Raw genomic sequence first — 2,860 nt, 5'->3', positions numbered from 1 at the left:
GGGGAAAAAATTCAGGCTGCCACCCAGCACGGGGGCTTCATGCTGGTTTGATTTTGCTCTGGCCTGTGCTGACAAAAACCGCCTTGACGCGGAGTATTTATCATTCTATTGGCAGCTGCGCCATGAGCGGTTCTGGGAAAAAACCGTCCCCTTTGCCGAGCCCTTCCTTTCCGGGGCCTGTGTGCTGGTGGATCGGCAATGGGCCTGCCAAAACGGCCAGACGCTTTTTGACCCCCGGTTCTTTCTTTATTTTGAAGATACCGATCTTTCGGTGCGGGCCGCTTTTGCCGGTCGCCCCCTGGCCTGCGTCCCGGCCGCCGAGGCTCTGCACTACTATGACCAGTCGCCGGCGCCGGGAAAGAGCAAGGGGGAGCTCATGGCCGTGGCCCACCAGGAGTTTAAAGGTAAATATTATCCCCAGGTCAGCTATATGTTTGAGCAGCCTGAAGGATATGAACCGGTGATCGAGAATCTTGGTGACCGGACTACGCCGCCGGAATTTTCCTGGACTTCCGGGAAGTCCGGTAGCAGGCGCTATTTTGAGATCGGTGTCAACCCGATGTTTATTCCTTTCGCCCAGGCTGAACTGCCGGCAGGCGAGGTTCCCATCATCCCCGCGGCGCTCTGGGAACGACAGGCGGCGGGTGTCTATTTTGGCAGGATCAGGGACACTATGAGAGGAACTCTGAAGCGATGGCAGTGGAAAAAAATCTAAAAAGAGGTGGATACCATATGCTGTTCCCCTCTCTTAACGAATACCTTACGGTTGACTTATGATTATTAACCTGGATACCCGTCTGGGGCGATTTCACCTACGCCCTTATCAGGATGGCGACGGTCCCGAAATTCGTTCCCTGTTTCGAGATGTGTTTTTTCATGAGAAAGATCCAGACGTGTGGGAGTGGGAGTTTTTAAAAAATCCCTACGGGACGCAGATACTCCTGTGCGAGCATGAATCCGGGGAGCTGGTGGCCCAGTGTGCCGCCATTCCGGCCCTCCTCTATTACCGGGGCGACATCGTACCGACGGCGCAACTGGTGGATTGCATGTCGAAAAAAGCCTATCGGGCATTATTAACCGTCAAAAAGCAGGGGTTATTCGCCCATACCACCCAGGCATTTTTTGATACCTACACCGGTGAAAACAAGGATATATTTCTTTACGGGTTTCCCGGCGCCCGGCATTACCGCCTGGGGGCCCTGCTCCTGGGCTACCGGAAAACGGTGCCCTATGTGAATGTTCAGCTTACGCATCCGGCGCCGACACGCAATTTTGGGAAACGCCTGATCAGGTTTACCCCTGAAAGCCTCATTAAGCAGGCGTCCGCCATCACCGAGCTTCACCAATCCGATCTGGCGGCCCACCAACTCTGTCTCTTCAAAGAAGCAAAATATCTGCAGTGGCGATACGGTGATGCTCCGAGATCCTATACCATAATCGCTTTAACCAGCCCTTTCGGAAAATTGCTGGCCTTGGCCTTTTTACAGCAGTACGAGGGTGGTTATCGTCTCCTGGATTTTTTCGGTTATGCTCATATTAACCGGCTTATCGGCCAATTCATTGCGGAAACCGGTGATGCTCCGGTTACCCTTTGGTTGCAGAAACGCTATTTCCCCCTGTTTTCGCATCTCAAGCCTGTTGAAGATAAGATCAGGGCGATTCCGACAGGAAGAAGTTTCCATAAAAACCTGAGCTGGGATTGGGCCCGGGAGCATTTTTTTTACACTATGGGAGACTGTGATCTGTTTTAATGATTTCCGGAAGCAATTTACCGGCTGGCATTATTCTTGTCATGATTTGTCGGAATCGGAGATTATGATTTGGAAAGAGCATGGTGGTCAGATAAAAATGGATACTTTTTACTAAGCGACTATGTGGAGCCGTTCTTCATCTGGAGAATTTATGAACAAACATGAATATAGCAAAATCATCCATGATACTCATAAGGCAGTGTCTTCAAGTTATGGAGATTTGGATATACACGGTCAAATAGCAAAGAATAACCTGTCTCACTGGAACTACACTCGAAACGTTGAACAGCCGATTTCACATATCGTAAATCATTATTTACCTTGGAAATCATTTTCTATGTTGGATGCAGGCTGCGGTAATGGCCAGTTATTTCATCTGTATACATCAATAGGAGCAAAGGTTATTTACGGTATAGATTTTGGCATTCAAATGCTTTTGGAAGCTTGCCACCGCGCCGACATAAATCGAATTCGCTTTTTTCCTATAAATGGGAAACTTGAAAATTTACCATTCGCCAATGATTCGTTTCAGCTTATTAATCTTTACGGTGTTTTGGAACATCTGCCTGAACCAATTAAAGTTTTGAGAGAACTTGAACGTATTATTGTCCCAGGTGGGATCCTCATCGTTAGCGTTCCCAGGAAAGGAAGTCTTGCCTGGCTGACTTATGGCTTGTTTTGTCCTTCACTTCATAGCGTCGTTATGAAAGAAACTTTTTTTGAAAGAATAAAATTTAGTAGAAAACGAAAAATGAAATTATATCGTTTCTATTCGAAAGCGGCAGTTCGAAACTTGATTTGTTCATTGAACCAAATGACAGTATTAACCCGAATTCCAATAGCCCATGGTGGTTTGGTTGGTTTTCCAGCGGTTGTACTAAAATATTTGAGTTGTCAGGGAAAATATGATTATATAGATAATTGGAATCGCTTTGCATGTCATATAAAATTAATTCCAGCAGGAGAATATATTGTTTTTAAAAAAATAACGAATAAGCTTTGATGGCACTCGTAGTGCGGCCGGGCATAGGTCGCATATTCTAGCGGGAGCGAATCCCGCCCCGGAAGGATGGCCAGCCACCAGGTAGAAAGTCCTTGGATTGAGGGGG

3 protein-coding genes are annotated in these 2,860 nt (G+C 47.5%); all 3 read left to right on the top strand.

Features of this window, described 5'->3' with window-relative positions; translation table 11 throughout:
- A partial coding sequence (locus U9P07_08230) for a hypothetical protein (protein MEA2109388.1) occupies positions 1-715 on the top strand: 715 nt, incomplete at its 5' end.
- A gap of 58 nt (positions 716-773) precedes the next feature.
- Complete coding sequence (locus U9P07_08225; GenBank protein MEA2109387.1) at positions 774-1,751, top strand: GNAT family N-acetyltransferase; 978 nt, start codon at positions 774-776, stop codon at positions 1,749-1,751.
- 151 nt (positions 1,752-1,902) lie between these two features.
- Positions 1,903-2,754, top strand: coding sequence for a class I SAM-dependent methyltransferase (locus tag U9P07_08220; GenBank protein MEA2109386.1), 852 nt, complete (start codon positions 1,903-1,905; stop codon positions 2,752-2,754).
- Positions 2,755-2,860: the final 106 nt, after the last annotated feature.

The sequence above is a fragment of the Pseudomonadota bacterium genome, from assembly GCA_034660915.1.
In the GTDB taxonomy this organism is placed as follows: Bacteria; Desulfobacterota; Anaeroferrophillalia; order Anaeroferrophillales; family Anaeroferrophillaceae; genus DQWO01.
The sequence above is the reverse complement of the archived record's forward strand: the minus strand, read 5'-3'. Positions and strand labels throughout refer to the sequence as shown.

What these genes read in the sequence shown, in the direction of transcription:
- U9P07_08225 (MEA2109387.1), top strand. Translation starts at nt 774, where the DNA reads ATGATTATTAACCTGGATACCCGTCTGGGGCGATTTCACCTACGCCCT.
- U9P07_08220 (MEA2109386.1), top strand. Translation starts at nt 1,903, where the DNA reads ATGAACAAACATGAATATAGCAAAATCATCCATGATACTCATAAGGCA.